Origin of the sequence: Pseudanabaena sp. UWO310 (assembly GCF_006861605.1) — a bacterium.
GTDB lineage: Bacteria > Cyanobacteriota > Cyanobacteriia > Pseudanabaenales > Pseudanabaenaceae > Pseudanabaena.
This window is the reverse complement of record NZ_SELU01000053.1, coordinates 1-17,863: the sequence shown is the minus strand read 5'-3', so window position 1 is coordinate 17,863 and position 17,863 is coordinate 1. Positions and strand designations below refer to the sequence as shown.

The following is a 17,863-nucleotide window of genomic DNA, read 5'->3' as shown; positions in this document are numbered from 1 at the left end:
TATGCTCGCTATAGAAAAAAGCAAACCCGAACAGAGAGATGCGGCGCTTCGCGCCGCATCTCTTTGTTTGCGTCCTAAAAATCAAAGTAGATAAAGGGTAGTTTGTTGTCAGGGCTGAGAATACTAACGAGAAACAGGCTAACGGGAACTAGCAATAATTTTACTTGCCAATGTAATTGCCACTTAGAGCGATCGCATCGATAGGCAATTAGCGATAAAAACACAATCCCCCCCATTAATAGCGAGATCTGCCCCACCGTAATCCCAAGGGACTCCACATAGATTTTTACGCCAAACTGAGGATCGCTTTGATAGCCCCAGAGCCTTTGTAAAAACATATTTGTATCCGCTAAGTTGGGTAAACGAAAAGGAATCCATCCCAAAAAGACGACCAACTGTGTAATTGCGATCGCCAGAATTTGCATGGGCCATGGCTTCCAGATTTTATTTAATCCCTCAAATACCGAGCAAACCTCCATCCAGAGCCGATGTAACACTAGCGCCGCCCCATGCCAAAGACCCCAAATAATAAAGCCCCAGTTTGCCCCATGCCAGATCCCGACCACTAACATAATAATCATCAAGTTGAGGCAAGTGCGCCATAGCCCACCCCTAGAACCGCCAAGGGGAATATAGAGATAATTTCGCATCCATGCACCGAGGGTCATATGCCAACGTCGCCAAAAGTCGGAAATACTTGCCGAAAAATAGGGAAAATCGAAATTTTGCGGCAGCTTGAAGCCTAATAACAGCGCACTACCCCTCGCCATATCGATATAGCCACTAAAGTCGCAGTAAATCTGAATCCCATAGGCAAATAGAGCAAGCCAGAGATCGATGCTACCAGCGCGTTCTGTATTGCGAAAGGTAAGATCGACCAGTCTCGCCATATTGTCAGCAACGATGCCTTTTTTGACAGCACCACAGGTAAAGAGCCAAACTCCTTCGACAATATCGGGTAAAACGGGGCGCGATCGCGTGACAAGTTGAGGCGCAAATTCTTGATATCGGGTAATTGGTCCCGACAGCAACTTAGCAAAAAACAACTTGTAAGCAGCAAAGGTCAGAAAATTCTTAGCAGGCGTATTCCCCCGATAGGTATCAATTAGATAGGCGATCAGCTCAAACACAAAAAAGCTGAGGGTAATCGGTGGCACAATGTTTGTCTTTGCCCAGATCGCCAGCGAACTTCCCGCAGGTAAACCCGTAATATTGCCGATCGCCGTCGCCACAAAAGGAATATATTTAAATCCAAACAGTAGCAGCACATTAAAAAATATCCCCACAAATAGCAGCCACTGCTTTAGGAATCGATCGCCTTTACGAATTTCTCCGCCCAACCAAAAGTTAATTGCCAGCATTACCAATAGCAGCCACACATATTGCCTCTGGATAAATGAATAGAACAATAAACTTGCCGTCAAAATAACTAACAAGCGTGCCTGTACATTTGGTAAGAGCCAATAAATGATCGCAGTAATGATCAGGAACTGAGCGTAATCAAGGGAAAGAAAATCCATTTTTGCGCCAGTTACAAACTGAACAAAATGGAGGTAGAGAAAATCCATTGTTAGGAAACTACTTCAGGTTCGGGCAAAACAAGCAGCACCGACGGATTTTCAAGGGATTCAGCATCAATTGGATCGATTGACTTGATCGGAACCCAGCTTGGCAATGTCGAACTCGCTTCTTCTACCTGTAATTGGACACAGGGAATTGTATCTGAAAGTATGGAACTTGCCATCATGCCTGTATGAATCTCAACATGCGCCGAGGCGATCGCCTCAAAAATCAGATTTTGTCCTGGAAACACAACTCGCTCAAAATACCATTGCGGCACATTGGTAATTCTGGCAATTTGAATTTTGCTGGTGGCATTTACATAGGAGCAGACAATCTTTTCGTCGTGTAAATCAGCAGGTAACGGATCAAATATGGACATAGTATTTTTTATATAAAGTTATTTAAGCAAAAATCAACAAGACTTTTGAAGATATAAGCTAACCGTAATTGGTCGCAAACCTAAAAATATTCTCAATTAATCCAAATAGACCCTGCCGATATGTTTGGAATTAACAAGGAGAATAATCTTGACATTTTGCCCATACATAAAGCTAACACTCAATAGGAATTAGCGATTGTAAACACTACTACCAACTAGTAACTAGGCGATCGCCAATTTGATCCCCATCACCTTAACGAGATCCCGACCACAGAACTAGCAATAAAGTGAATATAATTAAGATATGTAAAGACTTAGCGGGTAATGCGCAACGATTTCCCAAGCTAAAAATCGCCGCAGAAACCTGAAAAATAATAAAACTAAATAAGAAATAATTTAGATTCAGAGATAAAAATTAATGACAGGCATAAATTTTATAAAAACCAATGACGCGGAATTTAGGGATCGCAGGGATCACGATGGAGCGGCGAAAATACCTGTAGAGTGCGATCGCATTCTCTATATCCGCCTCCCATGCAATCCCATTTTTCCAATTGGCGTAGTTTATTTATCCGATCACATTCATAAGGTCGCCCCTGCGGTGCAGCAAAGCATCTTCGACCTAGGCACTGTGCCCCCGCTGGATTTTTACGCAGCGCTAGATCGCGAGATCGATAGGTTTCAGCCCAACCTATTAGTTTTTTCATGGCGTGACATTCAGATCTATGCTCCTGTGGGCGGACGCGGTGGCAACCCCCTCCAAAATGCCTTTGAGTTTTACTATGCCAAAAATCCTTTCAAAAAATTGCGCGGAGCCGTAAATGGCTTGCGCCTCTTTACCTCTTACTACACCGAGCTATGGCGCAATTCCCAGCTCATCAAAAGGGGTTTAAGTCGCGCCCAGCGCTATCAGCCCCAAGCCAGAGCCGTAATCGGTGGCGGCGCAGTCAGCGTTTTTTACGAGCAGCTAGGAAATTTCCTGCCCAAAGGCACAATTGTCTCCGTCGGTGAGGGCGAATCCTTACTAGAGCGGTTGGTGCAAGGAAGGGAAATCGCTAGCGATCGCTGCTATGTAGTGGGTGAAACAAAGCCCCGCGAAAGGCTCATCCACGAGCAGCCCGCACCGATCGAAAAAAGCGCTTGCAATTACGAATATATCGAATCGATTTGGGAAGATTTTAATTACTATTTTCGCGATCGTGACTTTTATATTGGCGTACAAACTAAGCGTGGCTGTCCTCATAACTGTTGTTACTGCATCTATACCGTCATTGAAGGCAAACAAGTCCGCATCAATCCCACCGATGAAGTCATCAAGGAAATGCAGGTTCTCTACGATCGCGGCGTTCGTAATTTCTGGTTTACCGATGCTCAGTTTATTCCCGCCAAGAAATTCATTGATGATGCCATTGAATTACTGGAAAAGATCAAGGCTTCAGGTATGACGGATATTCACTGGGCAGCCTATATCCGTGCGGACAATCTCACCCCCTATCTCTGTCAGTTAATGGTGGAGACGGGCATGAGTTATTTCGAGATCGGCATTACTAGCGGCTCCCAAGAATTAGTCCGCAAAATGCGCATGGGCTATAACCTCAAGTCCGTCTTGCAAAACTGCCGCGATCTGAAAGCAGCGGGTTTTAATGAGTTAGTATCGGTCAACTATTCCTTCAATGTTATCGATGAGACGTTAGAAACCGTTCGTCAAACGATCGCCTATCATCGCGAACTAGAAGCAATTTTTGGCGCTGACAAGGTGGAACCTGCGATCTTCTTTATCGGTTTACAGCCCCATACCCATTTAGAAGACTATGCTTTCAAGAACAACATCCTCAAAGAAGGCTATAACCCCATGAGCATGATGCCTTGGACAGCCAAGAAATTGCTGTGGAATCCCGAACCCCTCGGCTCCTTCTTTGGCGAAGTCTGTCTAGAGGCATGGAAGCGCGATGATGATGATTTTGGTCGTACCGTAATGAATATTCTCGAAGAACGGCTAGGACGCGCACCGTTAGAAGAAGCACTGGCTGCTCCGATGAAAGAGTTAGTCAATGTCTAGGGAGTCCTAAACCCAAAAGAGGGTTGCCGCGCGGAGCGCGGCAACCCTCTTTTGGGTTTTGATTTTGTTTTAACAAGAATGGCGGCAGCTATAATATGTAACCAGCATATGGAATAATTTATGGTTCAAGCCACTAGTCCCCAAGTCAAATTTCTCTCCTACGCAGAATACTATGCCTATGATGACGGCAGTGATAACCTCTACGAGTTGGAGGATGGAGAATTAGTGGAAGGATTTTACGATCAAACGGTCTATACGGGGGATGGGACGATTAAAAGTATGGTCATTCCAGAAATTGAAATTAGTTTGAGTGATATTTTGGGCTAGATTTTTCATGCAAGATTATCCTCAACAAGTCCGCGATCGCCTAATTAATTACCGCCAGCTATTTCAAAAGGAATTAATCGAAACAGAACTATCGCAAATATCCACCCTTGAAGAGAAGTTAGATAAAACCACGATCGCGATCGCCGTTTTCGGTATGGTTTCACGGGGAAAGTCATCCATAGTTAATGCACTTCTAGGGCAAAAGCTGAGCGAAACGGGGGCGACCCATGGCATAACGCAGGATATTGCCATATATACATGGAATGTTAGCAACAAAATCCAACTGCAATTAATTGATACGCAGGGTCTTGATGAGGTTGGCGGTGAGGAAAGAGCAGCCATCGCCCTAGCGACCGCCAAGCAAGCAGATCTAATTTTGTTTACGATCGCTGGTGACATGACGAGGTTAGAACAAGAGGCGATCGCCAATCTGCAACAATTTTATAAGCCGATCTTGTTGGTATTTAATAAGGTGGATCTTTATCCCGATCGCGATCGCCTTGCCATTCACCAATCATTACAAAGTTCTGAATTGCAAAAACTAATTTCACCAGAGGAAATCATCTTGGTATCGGCAGAGCCGAAACCCGTCAAGGTGCGCGTTCAATATAGCGATGGGCGTAGTCAAGAGATTTGGGAACCGACATTTCCCGATATTCAAGACTTAAAGCAAAGAATCCTCGATCTATTAAATAGGGAGGGGAAAGAACTCTTAGCGGTGAATGTATTGCTCTCGCTTTTAGAGATTCAAAACTCCGTTACCCAGCGCCATTTAGCGAAATTACGCAGAACCACAGCGATCGCAGCGGCAATATTCGTCACTGAAGCGATTGGGGTATTGATATCACCTTTTCCTTGGCTAGATGGAGCAATTAGTTTCGGATTTAATGGATTGTTAGCCCTGTGGGCGATCGGCAAATATCCCACACAAAGGAATTATGTATGGCTCATGGCAATCGTCGCGATCGCTTGTGGTACAGGTGAACTTGGTCTTCAGAATGAAATAGCAAGATATATCCAAATTTTGGGCGTGGGATTGAGCATACATTTACTATTTCAAGGATTGATAAACGATATAGACCACAGCCGTGCCTCTGGCAGGTGGGGAGCGAAAAATCTCATCGCGGATATCCTCCGCCATGTCTCCTCCGATTCGATATTGCAACGATTTCATCAATCAGGGGAAATCTAGAAATTCCCATCACGCCGAAAAGTATAGCTGCCGCCAGTTTTGTTAGGACAAAATCAAAACCCCAAAGAGAGTTGCCGCGCTCCGCGCGGCAACTCTCTTTGGGGTTTTATACCAATTCACGAAAGTGTGACAACACTTTTGTGAATTGGTATAAAACCCAGTAAGGTTTTGAGATTCCCAAAATGGCGTTGCCATTTTGGGAATTGGTATTATGTCCTGATACAGTTGGCGGCAGCTATAAACCAATTCCTGAGCTTTTCCTGTTGGGACTTTTCCTGTTGGGACTTTTCCTGTTGAGAAGTATGGCGATGGATTTTTGACCATTGCTCGGTTAGATGCAACTCTTGTAAAACCTCGATGTTCTGGATTTTGATTTTCCCTTGCATCGCCATAGCGATCGCTTCGATCACTAATTTTGCTCGCTCTCCACACATACTCGCCCCCAGAATTTTTCCTTGGCGATCGCAAATAATTTTGCACATACCCATATTTTCATTGGCACTTTCTAAAACATAGGTAGAACGCCCCAAATTTTTCGCTGCGGATTCCGTGAGCCCAATTTGGGAGATTGGCGGCATGGAAGGTACATGGATCGTAGCAGGAACTTCCGATCTATTGGGCAAATGCCAAGGATGAGTTCGCAAGCATTGGTAGAGGATCTGGGCAATATCTTGTTCATGATGACATTGATAGATATAGCTTTCGTGGGGAATATACCAAGTCCTTGGCGCAATAGGAAGGAGCAGGCGATCGCATTCCAGCGTGGTATTACCTAGCCAAATCCGCGAGCGATCAAACTGAATTTTACTTACCGCCGTAACTCTGGCATTGGTATAAATCTCAATTCCTTCTGCTTCGAGCTGTGCTTGCAATGTCCGCGCGATCGCCAGATCGATAGAGGGCAAGATCGGGCTGTGATCTGCGAGTAAATAGGTTTTTACACCGAGAAAATTCAAATTTTGGGCGATCGCACAGGCATAGACATCGTTGCCTAAAACTGCGATCGAGTTGGGTAGATTTTCTAAAGACATTAGTTTGCTTGCGGTTAAGTAATCACCATCGGCAAGTCCAAAAATTTTACTTAACGGTGTGGGCGGATCGTCAGCGATCGCATAGGTTCGGGAAGTCAAACGCCGTTGAGAGATCCGATCGGTGGCAAAAGCATCGGACTCAGTCACTTCTAAACCGTAGAAATTAGGTGATTTACGATCAAATTTGCATGTTCCAATAATTACATCAACACCTATTGTTTGCACCATATCCCATAAATCATCTGGGCAAACATCCTTTAAAGCTTGCTTAATTTGTTGGGGAAATAGGCTTAATTTCTCAGCCGTAGAATGTGTAACCATCCTACTTTTTAATAGTTGCAAAACATCCAGAATCTGAACAATATTTAGATCGGTTAGATCGTGACTATGGCGATCGCAGATCCATGCAACTCTAGCTCCACTTTGGGCAGCAAGACAAACTAATTTGAGGGCATAAGCCCCTATACCGATCACTACGAGGTCATAATCGACAGCCATTCTAGGTAATTCCTCTATAAGCTAGCGTTTATAGTTGTATCGTCATGCAATATATCGTAGTGCAATATCCATTGCTTGACATTGCGATCGAAATCAGCGGATTTTTGCAAGGTTTTAGAAAATACAAATAATCTCCCAAGAAGCCCTAATTTCTCCGTTTCCCCATAGATATTTCTATAGATATACGGAAAAATATTTATAGGAATACCTATAGGAATATCTATAAAAATCCTTTAGGATTATTATAGATAGCTTAACGACCTTAGCGATCGCTATATAATAGGGAGGGGGAATATTTCTCATTAACTTAAAATCAAACCAATGCTATTAGAAAAAAGCATTTACCTCGATCTAGCCATCGATCGCGATCCGCTTATAATTTCTCCCGAAAAATCGGTATGGGAAGCGATCTGTATCCTAAATCGGCTAATTGATGCGGTTGAAGTCGATCATTCCTGCGATCGTCGCCTACTAGAAGCAAGGACAAGCTGTATTTTGATAGTTGATGGCGAGCGATTAATGGGAGTTTTTTCCCAACAAGATGTGTTGCGTTTAGTGGAAAAACAAGTTAATTTCGCCAAGTTACCGATCGCAGCAGTACTGGCAACTGAAACTCCCAGCATGAGAGAGTCCCAAGTACGCGATCTAGAATCAATCCTCGATCTCCTCGAACAGAAGCATTGCCGCCACTTACCCATTCTCGATGATAGCGATCGCCTGATCGGAGTAGCCACCCTAGAGAGGGTTCTTTTTGCCAAAAATAAACTAACTGAAGATTCCTTAACCAATGTGGAATCTCAGAAAAGAGCGGTTCTCACCGCCATCCCCGATCTAATTTATCGCGTGAGTGTGGATGGCATCTATCTAGAGTGCTTCTCTAGTCACTATGTCGCCGATCTGTTCGCTTCCGATTTCGATCCCATTGGCAAACATTTTTTAGACGTTCTCCCCATCGATTTAGCCCATCGGAAGTTAACAGCGATCCAACAGGTAATCTCTACGGGCGAAATCCAGACCTTCGAGCAGCAATGGTTGATCAACGGCAAAGTCCAGTATGAAGAAGTACAGATCGTGCGCGTTAATGATCGCGAGGTGCTAACTATCATTCGCAATATTAGCGATCGCAAACAGGCAGAAGAAGCCTTGCGCGAATCGGAAATGCGCTTTAGGAGTGTGTTTGACAGTGCGGCTGTAGGTATCTCACTGGCTGCCCCCAACGGCAAACATATTGCGGTCAACCAAGCTCTATGTCATATGCTGGGATATTCTGAGAGCGAATTACAGGTTTTAACCTTTCAAGAGATTTCCCATCCCGACGATCTCAAAGTTGACCTCTTTCATTATCAAAAATTACTTGCCAATGAGATCGATAGCTTCCATATTGAAAAGCGGTTTCTCCACCAAAGCGGACAATTTATTTGGGGATTATTGAGTGTTTCGATAGTTCGCGACGCGCAGGATCGACCAATGTACGATATCGCCCTGATTCAAAACATCAACGAACTGAAAATGACGCAACAGGCTCTCCATAAACTCAATCAAGAGTTAGAACTGAGAATCGAACAGCGTACTGCCGATCTCGCTGAAAGTGAAACTCGCAAACGGGAAATCCTCAATGCTATTCCCGATCTATTGCTTCGTCTCAAAACGGACGGAACCTGTCTAGATTGCATCATGCCGCATATCCCTGACAAGGAAGCATTTATCCCGATTAAACATCATATTTCTGAAGTCTTGGCTCCTGATATTATTGCCAACCAAGCTAAAGCCTCCCAATTAGCGATCGCTACGGGAGAAGTCCAAATCTATGAACATAAGCTCCAAAAGCATCACGAATGGGTCTATGAAGAGGTACGAATTAGCCCCTGTGGCAACGACGAAGTCCTAGTTTTAGTGAGAAATATTACCGATCGCAAACGTGCCGAAGCCGCCCTCCAGTTAAGTAATGAAAGACTAACTGCGACGAACATAGAACTCGAACGGCTCACACGCCTTAAGGATGAATTTTTAGCCGCCATGAGTCATGAGTTACGCACCCCCCTCAATGCAATCTTAGGAATTTCCGAAGGATTAATTGAAAACGCCTTTGGCGAACTCAACCAACGCCAACAGGGATCGCTCAAGACCATTCAAAAAAGCGGACAACATCTTTTAGAACTAATCAACGATATTCTCGATGTTGCTAAGATCGAATCGGGAATGTTTTCCCTCGAACTGCGATCGGTTTCCGTCCGCGACCTATGCGAAAGCAGCCTTAGCTTTGTCAAACATCAAGCCGCTCAAAAAAATATTCAACTAAATCTCGAAATCGATACCAATGTACCCAAAGTGATTGTCATAGATGAAAGGAGAATGAGGCAGTTACTCATCAACCTATTGAGTAATGCCGTAAAGTTCACCCAAAAGAATGGCAAGGTGTTGCTAGAGACAAAGCTAACCCATAACGAACTGTATTTCTCGGTATCCGATAATGGAATCGGAATCTCGCAGGAAGATCTCAAGAGGCTATTTCAACCCTTTGTGCAGATAGATAGCAGCCTGAGTCGCCAATATTCTGGTACGGGGCTAGGTTTAAATTTAGTCAAGAAACTTGCCGAGCTACATGGTGGAGAAGTCAGCGTTGAGAGTAAGGTAGGTGAAGGCAGTTGTTTTATGGTCAGATTACCCTATGATACCAAATCACAAAATGGCGTAGCCATTTTGTGATTTTAAAACCCTTACTGGGTTTGGTTTTCAATGCCCAAAAGTGTAGCCACACTTTTGGGCATTGGTATGAATCCCTTGCTAAGATTTAGCGCCCTAGCAACATCAGGTTTGCTTACAGTGCTTTTTTGCTTACAGTGCTTTGCGCCCAAACCCAAACGAAGAAGATTTTTGCAAGCTTTGCGAAGCAAAGCTTGCAAAAATCTTCTTCGTTTGATCGATATGCTGTAAGACATAAAAGCCCAAATATGAGTGGCGGCGCTTCGCGCCGCCACTCATATTTGGTTTTTTATGTCCTGATCGCGACAATACGCGAGGAATTGCATCATAGAAATTTTTGGATTGTATTGACTAATTCTCTTAATTTCACAGGTTTGGCAAGATAATCATTTACCCCTGCGGCGAGACAACGATCGCGATCGGGTTGCATGGCTAGAGCAGTCAGGGCAATAATCGGCACTTGAGCTAGGGAAGGAATTTGGCGAATCTGTTTGGTGGCTTCTAATCCATCTATTACAGGCATCTGAATATCCATCAGAATCAGATCGGGCTTAGTCGATTGCGCCATGGCGATCGCCTCTTGCCCATTGGCAGCCAGCGCAATGCGATACCCTTTTGCCATGAGGTAACTGGAAATTGTCATCACATTGGCTTCGTTATCCTCCGCGATCAAGATGAGCGGTGATTTTAATTCAACGATATCTAAATTGAGTTCTGCATTGACAAATATTTGAGCATTTTCTACGGGATTAAGCGGCATCGCTAAAGGGGAAACGCAAGGTAGCTCGATGGAAAAACAACTGCCCGCACCTAATTCACTAGTCAACCCAATCTTACCGCCATGGAGCTCTACAATCTTCTTAACGAGGGCAAGTCCCAACCCCGTACCCGTATATTGGCGGTTCAAGGCACTGTCAATCTGGACAAAGGGTTTAAATAGTTTGGGGATATTTTCCTTGGCAATGCCAATCCCCGTATCCGTCACTAAAATCTGAAGATATTCCCGATCGTCACCACTGACTCGTTCTCTCGGCTTAGCAATTTGAATAACCTCTAAGGTAATCTGTCCCCCATTGGGAGTAAATTTGACTGCATTATTAAGGATATTAATCAATACCTGCCGAATCCGCCGTTCATCAACTAGGAGATCGGGCAGGTTTTGCTGGTACTTAGTAAAGATCTGGAGCTGTTTTTGCGTTGCTTCCTGCTTCACAAAGGATAGGCTGGACTGAAAGAGTTGACTAATCGAGGTTGGGGCGCATTCCAGTTCAATTTGACCAGATTCTATTTTAGAAACATCAAGAATGTCATTGATCAGCTCTAATAGATGCGTTCCACTAGCTTCTATAGTTTGTAATGCTTTTAACTGGCGATCGCTAATCTCACCAAATACTTCTTCCTGTAATCCCTCGGTCATACCTAAAATGGCATTCAGGGGAGTACGTAGTTCGTGACTCATATTGGCAAGAAATTCATCCTTGAGTCGCGTAGCACGAGCCAGTTTCTCATTAGTTTTTTGGAGTTGCGCCTCAGCCTTCTTGCGATCGCTAATATCCCGAATAAAAAAGACTACTTCTTCATTGCCGCAGGGAGCGACGCGAACTTCTTCGTAGCGAAGTTTGCCATTCAGATGAATTTGCTGTTCGTAACTAAATACCGACTGAGTTGTGAGGGCTCTTTGGATGGCTTCATACTTAACATCTGCATGGTCTTTGAGAATATCTATGGGCAATTGGTCGTAAATGCTTTTGCCAATCACCTGCACAGGATCAACAAGGTTTTCCCCTTGAGGGGAAGCCATAAAATCGACATACCTACCTTCACGATCGACGCGAAACACAATGTCAGGCAGCGCCGAAAGCGTGGCACGAGTGCGTTCTTCACTACGTTGCAAGGCTTCTTGCATGGCATAGCGATCGCTGATATCCATAATAATGCCAAATAATCTAGTCACCTGACCGACCGCATTCCAGATCGCTTCCGCCCTCATAAAAACATAGCCCGTAGAGCCATCAGCACGAATAATTTGTGCATCAATGGCAAAGGGCTCGCGGTACTTAATGGCGCGTTCGTTCAGCAGTTGCAAACGTTCCTGTTCGTGGGAAGCAAAGTATTGACAAAACTGTCCGTAGGTTGGTTCGGCATAATTAGAATCGAGGACAAAGATTTTGAAAAGTTCCTCTGACCAACTCAGTTTTTGGGTTGATAGATCGATTTCCCAACTACCGAGGTGGGCGATCTGCTGTGCTTCCCGCAACCGAGCTTCACTCTTCTGTAAAGCTTCCGTACGTCTTTCTACTCGTTTTTCCAGTTCCCGATTTAGATGCTCTAGGGCTTGGGTCGATCGCTCACGCTCGATCGCAATTTTGACGATATTCGCCGCGATCGCAATTATTTCTAGCTCGCGGGGGTGGGGGCTGTGAATGGAATGGTGATATAAGCCAAAGGTGGCAACCACCGAACCATCACTAGCGATGACGGGCAATGACCAACAGGATTGTAAATTATAGGACAGGGCTAGATGCCTATAGTTTTGCCATAGCGGATCGGTAGCAATATCCACGACAATGACTGGCTCTTTGCGAAAAGCCGCCGTACCGCAGGAGCCCACACCTTCAGCGATCGCCAGCCCTTCGAGTGCCTGATTATAGGCATCTGGCAAACTAGGAGCCGCTCCATGGCGCAATTTACCTTGGCGATCGCACAATAAAACAGAACATAAACCTCCTTCGATCTGTTCTTCTGTCACCCTTACTAAGGCATCGAGAATATCGCGGAGAGGCTCCCCCTTGGCAATACGTTCCAAGATTGAGTTTTGCATCTCTATGCGCAATTCAGCCAGTTTGCGATCGTTGATGTCTAGGTGCGTTCCTGCCATGCGCAAGGGTTTCCCCCGATCATCCCAATCCACCACCTTGCCTTTGCACAATATCCAAACCCAAGAACCAGCTTTGTGCTGCATCCGTAATTCACACTCGTAGCTCTGGATTTTATGACTGAAGTGCTGCTCGATCAGGAGATTGGCTTTCTTAAAATCATCGGGATGGAGATACCTTTGCCAAGTCTCAAAATTAATTGGCTCTATTTCCGTGAGCGTATAGCCAATTATTTCTGCCCATCTGGAGTTAATATTTATCACCCCTGCTGCAATATCCCAATCCCACAATCCAATTCCTGAACCTTCAATGGCAAGTTGTAGGCGTTCCTTGGCTCGATCTAATTCGAGTTTCGTGCATTGACGTTCCCAACGGATCTGGGCTTCCCGAACTTCCCGTCGCACGGCTTCAGCAAGGCGAGCCAACCCATCTTTCATCAAGTAATCATGCGCCCCTGCCTTCATGAGTTCTACAGCCGCAGTCTCACCAATCTTCCCCGAAACCACAATGAAAGGGAGATTTGGATAATTCTGTTTCACGATTGCCAATGCATCGGATGCATCAAACTTGGGCAAATGATAGTCCGAAATAATTGCATCCCAAGATTGCCGAGCCAGAGCCTCACGTAGTGCTTCCGCTGTTTCTACCCTTTTCCACGTCACATTAAATCCGCCACGACGCAACTCTCGCAATAGGAGGAGGGAATCATCTTCTGAGTCTTCAATATTTAAAATTTTTAGGCTATCCGTCATGGTTTGCGCACCTCTGGGTGTATTTCATTAATTACTGCCCAATACAGCCCTAGTTGACGTACAGCCTCAATAAATTTTTCAATTTCTACGGGCTTGCGTACATAGCTATTTGCCCCCAAATTATAACTATTAATGATGTCGCTTTCTTCACTAGAGGAAGTAAGTACCACAACGGGTAATAAATGCGTGCGTTCATTGGCTCGAATCTGTCGTAAGACTTCCAGTCCATCAATTTTGGGCAGCTTTAAATCTAGTAAAACTACGCTGGGTAACGGATGAGAACTGAGCACCATTGCTAAGGCTTCTTCACCATTACGCGCTACTAGTATTTCATTAGCAATGCTGCCACGCCGTAAAGCTCTAATCGTCAGTCTTTCATCATCGGGATTATCTTCAACTAATATAATGGGACGAAGAGAAGGCATGATTAAAGCTCCTGTACTAATGATAGATCGGCTAAGGTAAAGTAGAAAGTTGCTCCTTTTTCTACTGCGCCCTCAGCCCAAACCTGTCCACAATGACGATGGATTGCCCGTTGAACTGTCGCTAAGCCAATCCCCGTACCTGCAAATTCATTCGTATTATGTAAACGTTGAAAGACTCCAAATAGCAGATTGGCGTAGTTCATATCAAATCCTGCTCCATCATCACGCACAAAGTAAACTAATTGATCGTCTTGAATATTAGCTATATTAGCTCGATCGCCCTGCGATGCGATTACGCCGAACTCGATCCTAGCGATAGGATGATGACTAGTAAATTTCCATGCATTTTGGATTAAGTTACTAATTGCGATCCGCATGAGGGCAAGATCGGCAAGAACTACCACTCCATCCGCGATCGCCATTTCAACCTGTCTGGCTGGCTCAAGGGATTGCAGTTCGTCAAGTTGTTCCTGTACTAACTGGCTCAGATTCACTTGACTATATTGCATCTCCGAGCGAGATACGCGGGATAGCCGCAGCAGGTCTTCGATTAACGTTCCCATCCTCGCAACATTACGGCGAATCCGATCAAAATAGTCCTTAGCATCATCATCAAATTTATCTCCATAGTCCTCAATGAGGGCTTTGCTAAATCCATCGATCGCCCGCAATGGCGATCGCAAATCATGGGAAACGGAATAGGCAAAAGCCTCTAACTCATGGTTAGAAGCTGCCAATTGAGCCGTAGTTTGCCTGAGCTTAGCTTCCGACTGCTTGCGATCGGTAATATCGAGGGTAGTGCCAATCAATAAAAGCAAATGCCCCACCTCATCAACTATGGGCTCGCCTCTGGATTGGATGTAACCCAGAGAGCCATCAAAGCGATAAAAGCGAATTTCGAGATTGTAGGGCTGGATCTCGCTAATCGCCGACTGCACTAATTGCTGATGAAATTCGCGATCGTCAGGATGGATTAATTGCTGGAGTTCTTCAAAGGTAGGCGTACCGATTTCGGGATCGCGTCCAAAGATTTGAAACATTTCATCCGACCAAAGAATCTGTCCGTTATGGGGGTCGAATTCCCAACTCCCCAATTTACCGATTCGCTGGGCAGTTTTGAGATGGGTATCACTCTTGCGCAGTTTTTCTTCCGTTTGCTTGCTGATGGTCATGTCGCGGTGCGTGCCAATCATGCGTAGGGGCTTCCCCTCCGCATCTCGCCTTACCACTTTTCCGTAATTGGCAATCCAACAATATTTCCCTGATTTCGTTCTTACTCGATAGTCAAATTTATAGGGAACCGTAGCATCCTCAAAATGAGCATTGAGACATTGCATTACCCAAGGTTTATCATCGGGATGAATCAACTGTTCCCATACACTCACATCGGCGGCGAGTTCGTTACTTTCAAAGCCGATCATTTCCGCCCATCGGGGACTAAGATAGAGCTCACCTGTCGGGATATTCCAGTCCCATAATCCATCACCCGCCGCTTCTAGGGCGAGATTTAATCGTTCTTCACTAAGTCGCAATGCTTCCTCCGATTTTTTGCGATCGCTAATATCGATATGACAGCCGATCATGCGCAGTGGGCGATCGCCATCCCATTCAATAACCTTCCCCAAACAAATGACCCATACCGTAGAACCATCTTTATGACGATAGCGGACTTCATTCCGATAGGGCACTGCGCCATGACTTTCAACATGGCGATCAAAGGATTCTAATACCTTAACTAAGTCTTCAGCAAAGATCAAATTTTGCCAAGTTTCGGGAGAATTAGGCAATTCAGCATCTTCATAGCCGAACATCTTCTTGAAACCTTCACTCAGATATTCTTCATTAGTTTGGATATCCCAATCCCAATAACCTGCCAGAATAATATCAAAAAGGCTTTCCAACAGTTTAAGTTCTTTCCGCACTTGCTCAGCAAGTAGCATCTCCGCCTCAGCTTTTTTGCGATCGCTAATATCCGTATGAGTGCCGATCATTCTAACAGGATTGTCCCACTCATCTCTGGCAACGATTTTACCAAGAGAAAGAATCCATTTCCATTCCCCCATTTTCGTACGTTGGCGAAATTCCACCTCATATTCTGGCAAAATCCCTGCTATATAGTTTGTATAGATTTCCAGCGTCCGATCGCGATCGTCTGGGTGCATTCTTTCCATCCATTTAGCATTGCTTTCTTGAAAAGTATCGGGATCATAGCCTAGCATCATGGCATATTCAGCATTGACAATCACCGAGCCACTCAGTAAATCAAGATCATAAAGCCCTTGATTTGCTGCACATAGGGCTAATCGCAAGCGATTTTCACTTACCTGTAAATTGTACTCAGACTGAATCCGCTCTTGGATATTGGCGATCGCTTGTCCCATCACCTGTAATAAACGGATCGATTCTTCGTCCCAATGGGTCACATGACTAAAGGAGGCAAAACCGATCAATCCCGTCACCACCGATTTCTGAATCAACGGAACCGATAGATTTGAGACAAGATGAAACTTTTGCCAATGGGAGCGATCGATCGCAGCCTCGGCAGGTACATCGGCAACATTAGGAATATTAACAATTTGGCGTTGTAGGAGCTGGGTATGCGACCAAGGGAAGAGGGTGAGGGGAATGTTCTTAACCAAGGTCATCTGCTGCGCATATTCTGGTTTAGACCATGCATGGGTGACGCTTACGGTTCCCTCTGGGAGAGCAGAGATAGCATCATCTATGGGTTCAGCGATATCATAAGCGATATCATATTTGATCAGATAGCTCGTATCAGAATTGGTTGCCCTACAGACTAGTTGCAAAGCGCTAACGATTTCTGCGTCAAGGTTATTAGGGCTAACATCAATAAACCGACTACTAATTTCCGCAATTAATTGATTAAAATCTCGCTGTGTTTTGAGAGCCTGTTCTGCGGATTTGAGCTTTTGAATTGCGGCTTGCTGTCTGCTAATAGCAATTTTGCTAATGCCAATCACTTCCTTCTGGGCGGTCTGATGAATCAATAGTTGGGATAGGGACAATTGCCAAAGGCTCTCTTGAGTGAGCAGTCCCAAAGGGCGATCGCCATCGTCTAAAATCGGCAAATTGCGAATGCGATGTTTCTGCAACAAATGCATCACGGTGAGAAAGTCCGTAAATTCAGATTCCTGAACTGCGATCACAGGTGAGGTCATGACCGCCTGCATAGTCAATTGCTCTAGCGATCGCGGCTGAACGCTTAACCTGACAACATCTCGTTCTGTAAAAATACCGACAATCTTTTCCTGCTCCACAACCAGTACACATCTCGATCTTGCCTCTTGGTGGATGTAATCTTCATCAATGTCATCATTACCATCCGTACAATCGGAACCAAAAGAGAGCATTTGCGCGATCGCTTCAATTACTGGCGTTTCTGGGCTTACCGTTAAAATATTACGGACAATCGCCGATCTCAATTCATTAAGCGTAAAATCCTCTGCGTGGTTAGACATAATGTTATGTAATCCAAAAACAACACGCAAAAAACCAAGAACTAAGTACAACTTTATTCTTGGTAATGTCAGCCAAGCAAAAAAAACAGGAGATATTTAATATTATCTTTATATTATAGCGATTCCCATTGGCGTGACATGAAATTTACAAATAGGAATATTAAATACCCTCGATAAAATTCAATACATTATCTATACATTACTAAGTAGCTGCGCATAATTAAAGCCCTAAAACCTGCGGTGCAAGCGCAGCTTGCACCGCAGGTTTTAGAGCTTTATAGCTAATTAAGCCCACTTACTTATTGCAGTTTTCATTTTGCCTACGGCAAAATGAAAACTCAAAACCCTTACTAGAATTGTTTTTTGTTTTCAAATGAGTAGGCACTCATTTGAAAACCGCAATACCAATACCAATACCAATACATTTTACCAATATAGCTATCGGCAAATGTACTAGGACATAAACCCCAAGAATTGACTGGCGGCGCTTCGTGCCGCCAGTCAATTCTTGGGGTTTGATTTGTCCTAACTGCTAAATAGGTAAGAATGGGCGGCGCGAAGCGCCGCCCATTCTTACCT

11 protein-coding genes are annotated in these 17,863 nt (G+C 44.6%); 4 read left to right on the top strand and 7 right to left on the bottom strand.

Features of this window, described 5'->3' with window-relative positions; translation table 11 throughout:
* Window positions 1–74: 74 nt before the first annotated feature.
* Window positions 75–1,568: an MBOAT family O-acyltransferase gene (locus PseudUWO310_RS16545; RefSeq protein ID WP_223805713.1), complete on the bottom strand. Its 1,494-nt coding sequence runs from the start codon at window positions 1,566–1,568 to the stop codon at window positions 75–77.
* Window positions 1,569–1,570: 2 nt separating this feature from the next.
* Entirely contained in the window at window positions 1,571–1,942 is a 372-nt protein-coding gene (locus tag PseudUWO310_RS16540; RefSeq protein WP_055074301.1) for a DUF1830 domain-containing protein, read from the bottom strand.
* Window positions 1,943–2,360: 418 nt separating this feature from the next.
* On the opposite strand from PseudUWO310_RS16540, the gene PseudUWO310_RS16535 reads away from it, so the two are divergent.
* The 3 genes from PseudUWO310_RS16535 (at window position 2,361) to PseudUWO310_RS16525 (ending at window position 5,520) form a co-directional block, all read left to right on the top strand.
* Window positions 2,361–4,001, top strand: coding sequence for a photosystem II high light acclimation radical SAM protein (locus PseudUWO310_RS16535; RefSeq protein ID WP_223805712.1), 1,641 nt, complete (start codon window positions 2,361–2,363; stop codon window positions 3,999–4,001).
* A 120-nt stretch (window positions 4,002–4,121) separates the two neighbouring features.
* Window positions 4,122–4,328, top strand: a complete 207-nt coding sequence (locus PseudUWO310_RS16530; protein WP_142603202.1) for a hypothetical protein — start codon at window positions 4,122–4,124, stop codon at window positions 4,326–4,328.
* 7 nt (window positions 4,329–4,335) lie between these two features.
* Window positions 4,336–5,520, top strand: a complete 1,185-nt coding sequence (locus PseudUWO310_RS16525; RefSeq protein WP_142603199.1) for an Era-like GTP-binding protein — start codon at window positions 4,336–4,338, stop codon at window positions 5,518–5,520.
* Window positions 5,521–5,729: 209 nt separating this feature from the next.
* On the opposite strand, the gene PseudUWO310_RS16520 is transcribed toward PseudUWO310_RS16525, so the two are convergent.
* The gene (locus PseudUWO310_RS16520) at window positions 5,730–7,049 is read right to left on the bottom strand and encodes an NAD-binding protein (protein WP_142603197.1); all 1,320 of its coding nucleotides are present in this window, start codon (window positions 7,047–7,049) and stop codon (window positions 5,730–5,732) included.
* A gap of 321 nt (window positions 7,050–7,370) precedes the next feature.
* On the opposite strand from PseudUWO310_RS16520, the gene PseudUWO310_RS16515 reads away from it, so the two are divergent.
* Window positions 7,371–9,755: a PAS domain S-box protein gene (locus PseudUWO310_RS16515; protein ID WP_142603195.1), complete on the top strand. Its 2,385-nt coding sequence runs from the start codon at window positions 7,371–7,373 to the stop codon at window positions 9,753–9,755.
* Between the two features lie 322 nt (window positions 9,756–10,077).
* Here the strand turns inward: PseudUWO310_RS16515 and PseudUWO310_RS16505 are convergent, their stop codons facing one another.
* The 4 genes from PseudUWO310_RS16505 to PseudUWO310_RS23380 form a co-directional block, all read right to left on the bottom strand.
* The gene (locus tag PseudUWO310_RS16505; protein WP_142603193.1) at window positions 10,078–13,380 is read right to left on the bottom strand and encodes a response regulator; all 3,303 of its coding nucleotides are present in this window, start codon (window positions 13,378–13,380) and stop codon (window positions 10,078–10,080) included.
* On the bottom strand, window positions 13,377–13,805 hold the full coding sequence (locus tag PseudUWO310_RS16500) for a response regulator (protein ID WP_142603190.1): 429 nt from the start codon (window positions 13,803–13,805) through the stop codon (window positions 13,377–13,379). Before PseudUWO310_RS16500 ends, PseudUWO310_RS16505 begins: the two co-directional genes overlap by 4 nt.
* Before the next feature lie 2 nt (window positions 13,806–13,807).
* Window positions 13,808–17,284: a PAS domain-containing protein gene (locus PseudUWO310_RS16495; protein ID WP_142603188.1), complete on the bottom strand. Its 3,477-nt coding sequence runs from the start codon at window positions 17,282–17,284 to the stop codon at window positions 13,808–13,810.
* A 350-nt stretch (window positions 17,285–17,634) separates the two neighbouring features.
* A partial coding sequence (locus tag PseudUWO310_RS23380) for a hypothetical protein (protein WP_223805711.1) occupies window positions 17,635–17,863 on the bottom strand: 229 nt, incomplete at its 5' end.